The sequence below is a fragment of the Psychrobacter sp. genome, from assembly GCF_036731945.1.
Taxonomy (GTDB): Bacteria; Pseudomonadota; Gammaproteobacteria; order Pseudomonadales; family Moraxellaceae; genus Psychrobacter.
Genome location: NZ_DAINDI010000023.1, coordinates 37,851 through 43,246 on the forward strand (window position 1 = coordinate 37,851; position 5,396 = coordinate 43,246).

The following is a 5,396-nucleotide window of genomic DNA, read 5'->3' on the forward strand; positions in this document are numbered from 1 at the left end:
ACGGCTATTGAAGGCGCTGAAAAAGGCAAAAGCTACTCTACTAAGCTGCTAGACAAAGCCATCAGCCGAGGGCGTTCAACAGAGGACAAAAAACAAGCATTATTAGACCTTATCAAGACCACCACGTCTTATGATGATTTAGAAGGCTGTGATTTAATCATTGAAGCTGTTTTTGAAGACATTGATATTAAAGCACAATGTACGCGACAATCTGAAGCCGTTATTCCAGAGACTGCCGTTTATGCATCGAACACCTCAACCTTGCCAATCACTGAGCTTGCTAAAGCCAGCAAACGCCCGAACCAGTTTATCGGTCTACATTTCTTCTCACCGGTTGATAAGATGCCACTTGTTGAGATTATCATTGGTGAAAAAACCGACGATGCCACGCTAGCAAAAAGTTTTGATTATGTTGGTCAAATTGGCAAGACGCCCATCGTTGTCAATGACAGCCGCGGATTTTATACATCGCGTGTTTTTGGCACTTATGTCTCAGAAGGCATTGCCATGTTAGCTGAGGGTGTTCATCCATGCAGTATAGAAGTGGCTGGTATGAAGTCTGGTATGCCGATGCCGCCGCTCGCATTACAAGATGAGGTGTCACTCAGCCTGTCATTACACGTGATGGAGCAGACTAAAAAGGCAATGGAAGCAGAAGATAAGGCCTTTACGCCGCATCCTGCGATGTCAGTAGTAGAAAAAATGGTCAAAGAATTTGGCCGCGAAGGTAAAAAGGTGTCTAAAGGTTTTTATGATTATCCAGAGAATGGTGAAAAACATCTATGGTCTGAGCTCACTGAACTGTATCCAACGACAGATGAGCAGCCCTCGCAGCAAGACTTGGTAGACCGTCTACTTTACGTGCAAGCCAATGAGACCGCGAAGTGTTTCGAGGAAAACGTGGTTCGTACGGTGGCTGATGCCAACATCGGCTCTATCTTTGGTTGGGGTTTTGCGCCAAACCAAGGGGGGACGCTACAGTTTATCAACTCAGTAGGCGTCGATAAATTTGTCGCGCGTAGTCGTGAGCTGGCACAGAAATATGGCGCACGTTTTGAGCCTGCGCAGATATTAGTGGAAAAGGCGACAAAAGGCGAGGTTTTCTCAGATGACTGAATCGACGGTTAATCGAGCAGATGCTATGAAAGACTGCTTACAAGGGCTGCGCGTCGTTGATTTGACGCGCAACCTGCCTGGGCCATTTGCGACCAGATTGCTTGCGGACTTAGGCGCGGATATTATCAAAATTGAACCACTCAATGGCGATCCAGCCCGCGCTTTTGGGGATTTGTTTACCGCCCTTAATCATGGCAAAACCACTTTAAAAGTTGACTTTCGTGACTCGCAAGGTATCGAAACTATCAAAGCGCAACTCAAAGATAGCGACGTGATGCTCGATAGCTTTCGCCCTGAGGTGCTTGAGGGCATGGGGCTTGATGCTAAAACCTTGCATGCCATTAATCCAAAGCTGGTCATGGTATCAATTACGGGCTATGGCATGGCGGATAGCGACGACATCACTCATGATTGGGCGTATAAAGCCGGTCATGATATCAATTTTATGGCGATGAGCGGGGTGCTTGACCAGCTCAAGACGGCAGATGGCGAGCAGGCAATGCCCAATGTTCAGTTTGCAGACTTAGCAGGCGGTAGTGACACGGCGGTGATTGCTCTGTTAGCGGCTGTATTTGTAGCGCAGCGTACGGGGAAAGGCCGCCACGTAGCCATTAGTATGACGCACAGCTTGTATCAGCATCTGGTCATGCCAAAAGCGACTGGAAAACTGGTTGCCAGCTTTTCTGGCAAAAACCCAGAGCCGCAACAGGATTTCTTAGGCGGTTTATTGCCTTGTTATCGGTTGTACAGAACTTCCGATGATCGCCATATGGCGGTGGGTTCACTAGAGCTAAAATTCTGGCAAGGGTTGTGTGAAGTATTAGAATTGCCTGAGCTTAAAGATGTACATTGGCAGTGTGGGGTTATGCCCAATACTAAGGCCAGCCAAGAGGCAGCACAAGTGGTTGCTGATACCTTTGCCAATCAGCCTTTAAGCCATTGGCAGCATGTTTTTGCATCCACCGATGTGTGCGTCACGCCAGTATTGAGTTTAGAGGAGGCAAGAGCACATCCTCTATTTGCCCACCAAGATGAGTATGGGGCGACACTGGGTTGGCAGTAAGGTAATGAAGCTGAAGTAACGTTATTATTAGTGAATCAGTTAATAGCTTAATCATTTAGCCACTTAATCACTTAGCCATTATATTTTTAGCATCTACGGCATTTTTAAGCGACTGAAAAAACATTCCTCTTTTGCGTTAACCCCTTTATGAACTTATCATTATTGGCTTGGTAATCGACTCATTGCATGCAATTTTAGAGAAAACGGCAGTATTTCTAGGCAAATGTATAAGCAATCAAGTTTAAAGCCATACTGACTCAAAATGATTTGTTATCTATTGTTAAACATGAGCGGATGCTATGTATAATGCAGCCCTAGCATCGTTTTCACTCATACGTCCTTAATAAGAAGATTTTATTATGTCAAACAAGCGTCCCTTATATATTCCTATTGCTGGCCCCGCGCTATTAGAAACCTCTTTATTGAATAAAGGTAGTGCTTTTTCATCAGAAGAACGTGATAGCTTTAATTTAACAGGGCTATTACCACACAACATTGAGACGATTGAAGAGCAGTCTCTGCGGGCTTATCACCAACTGCGCTCATTTACCAATGCGATGGATAAACACATTTATTTGCGTAATATACAAGATACCAATGAGACCTTGTTTCATCATCTGGTTGAGCAGCATATTGAGGAAGTCATGCCGCTCATCTACACGCCAACGGTTGGTCAAGCTTGTGAGAAATTCTCGCAAATTTATCGCCGGAAACGGGGCTTATTTATCTCCTACCCTGAGCGTCATAAAATCGACGATATGCTGCAAAACGCCACCAAACAGAATGTTAAAGTAATCGTTGTTACCGACGGTGAACGTATATTGGGCCTTGGCGACCAAGGTATTGGTGGTATGGGCATTCCCATTGGCAAATTAGCGTTGTACACGGCTTGCGGTGGCATCAGTCCCGCTTACTGTCTGCCTATTTTGTTAGATGTCGGTACCAATAACCAACAGCTACTTGACGATCCTATGTACATGGGTTGGAGAAATCCACGCATCTCTGGCGATGAATATAATGAATTTGTCGATTTATTTATTCAAGCCGTTAAGCGTCGTTGGCCAGAGGTTTTATTACAATTTGAAGATTTTGCTCAAGGAAACGCCACGCCGTTATTAAATCGTTATCGTGACCAGTTATGCTGTTTCAATGATGACATTCAAGGGACGGCTGCGGTTTCGGTCGGCGCTTTGATTGCCGCGTGCCTCAATAAAGGGCAAAAACTCAGTCAGCAAAAAATAGCATTCTTAGGGGCAGGTTCTGCGGGCTGCGGTATTGCTGAGCATATCATTCGCCAAATGCAGCGCGAAGGCTTGACCGAAGAGCAAGCACGCAGTCAAGTATTTATGGTTGACCGTTACGGTTTGCTCATCGATAGCATGACAGAATTACAAAAATTCCAAGAGCCACTGGTGCAAAAACAATCAGCAATTGAACATTGGGATAAGAGTCAAAAACTCGGTTTAGCGCAAGTGGTGAAAGAAGCAAAAATAACGGTATTGTTCGGCGTGAGTGGACAAAAAGGTTTGTTTACTCAAGAGGTGATCGAGTCCTTATGTGCTAATACTGAACACCCAATTGTACTACCGCTTTCAAACCCGACGTCTCGTGTGGAAGCCACACCGCAAGAAGTGATGAACTGGAGCCGTGGTCGCGCCATTATCGCAACGGGTAGCCCTTTTGCTCATACCACTTTTAACGGTCAGTCTTTTGAGGTTTCTCAATGTAATAACAGCTATATATTCCCTGGTATTGGTCTTGGTGTTCTCGCAGCACGGGCGAGAGGTATCAGCGATAATATGTTAATGGCGGCAAGCCAAGCGCTTGCAGATATATCAATGGAGTACGAAAAAGCGCCCGGTGCCATACTACCGCCAATTAAAGTTATTAAAGAGATTAGTAAAAAAATAGCCTATGAAGTGGCACTGCAAGCGGTTCAAGATAAGCTGGCACTACCTATCACAGCGGAGAACCTACAGCGCCGATTGGAAGCGAATTTTTGGTTGCCTGAATATCGCAATTATCGTCGTACTTCTTTCTAATTTTTAGAAGGTGTTTATAGGTAAATGATAAATAAATAGTAGATAGCTGGTTCTAGGCTAGGGCATGTCCTTGCTTGAACGCTAACTGAAATTTGCTAAATACAGTTGGTCGGTTGCGGCTGATTTGATTTAGCATAAAAACAGCCATTAGTTCAGCAGGTACATCGGCGTCTTTCTATAGTCATCAGCTATTCATTCATTAAAACCGTTAAAGCCCTCTACGCTATATAAAATAGCGTAGAGGGCTTTTTGATTTCTTAGGTAGCTTAAGCTTATGATTTAATTCAAAAGTAGGTCTTATATAGGCATCATTATGAAAGTACTGTTCAGACGTAGGAGTATTAAGCCTTTCTATTAATGTATTTAGGAGTGATATCGGCAGTATTAACAAAATCAATTATTTCTATATAATTCGCCATATACCAAAGCATTCAGAAATTACGTAAAATCCTATAAAAAAAGGCTTGTTGCATCGCTGCGAACAAGCCTGATTCAATATATGGTGGGCCCAGTAGGACTTGAACCTACGACCAAAGGATTATGAGTCCTTGTTTTTACAACAACAATACACAATGAGTGGCGATAAGTAGCTGCAATTATTGGCTTAAAGCCTCTTGTATTAAAGGGTTGGGTTGAAAGATAAATATACATATCAACAAGTAGATATGGTTATCAATAAATTTGAAGTATCAAAATAGTATCAAAACGGATAGTTTCAGCAGATATTTTAAAAGTAAGGGTATACAAATGAAACTTTTAAATGATTGTAATAAAGGATATATCTTTCATTCAAAGTATAAAAAAAGCCAAGAGCTGGTTACTCTTGTTTTGACCTATTGAGGTAAAGTTGATTTATTAGATATTATTAACACTATAATATTGAAGGGTCTATCATCTAATAGTTTGTATTAGTCGCGGCTACGTCCCTGTCTTGTTAAGCGAGGCTTGTGGTTGGAAGTTAAATTGTTCTTTACTCCATTCTAGCTGATAGATGTCTCCAACATTAATCTTAATTCCACAACTTCATTTATACGTAGTCGTTAGCTAAATTTAGATAGCTTATGAGGTTTTGAAGAAGCGTTAAATGGTGGCCATGAGCTAGAATTAGCAAAGTGCCTTTTTAATCGAGTGCAAGAAAGCAGAATAAGGTCCGAGCCTTTCCTAAAAACTGTGTA

At 42.8% G+C, this 5,396-nt stretch carries 3 protein-coding genes; all 3 read left to right on the forward strand.

Annotated elements, in window-relative coordinates; genetic code table 11:
- Positions 1-1,116 (forward strand): 3-hydroxyacyl-CoA dehydrogenase family protein (locus V7D75_RS06610; RefSeq protein WP_333613912.1); only part of this gene is annotated, 1,116 nt, incomplete at its 5' end.
- Entirely contained in the window at positions 1,109-2,179 is a 1,071-nt protein-coding gene (locus V7D75_RS06615) for a CaiB/BaiF CoA transferase family protein (RefSeq protein ID WP_333613913.1), read from the forward strand. The genes V7D75_RS06610 and V7D75_RS06615, both read left to right, overlap by 8 nt.
- Positions 2,180-2,538: 359 nt before the next feature.
- Positions 2,539-4,221 (forward strand): NAD-dependent malic enzyme, encoded by a 1,683-nt coding sequence (locus V7D75_RS06620; protein WP_442968932.1) that lies wholly within the window; start codon positions 2,539-2,541, stop codon positions 4,219-4,221.
- The last annotated feature ends 1,175 nt before the right edge of the window (positions 4,222-5,396 follow it).

What these genes read in the sequence shown, in the direction of transcription:
- V7D75_RS06615 (WP_333613913.1), top strand. Translation starts at nt 1,109, where the DNA reads ATGACTGAATCGACGGTTAATCGAGCAGATGCTATGAAAGACTGCTTA.
- V7D75_RS06620 (WP_442968932.1), top strand. Translation starts at nt 2,539, where the DNA reads ATGTCAAACAAGCGTCCCTTATATATTCCTATTGCTGGCCCCGCGCTA.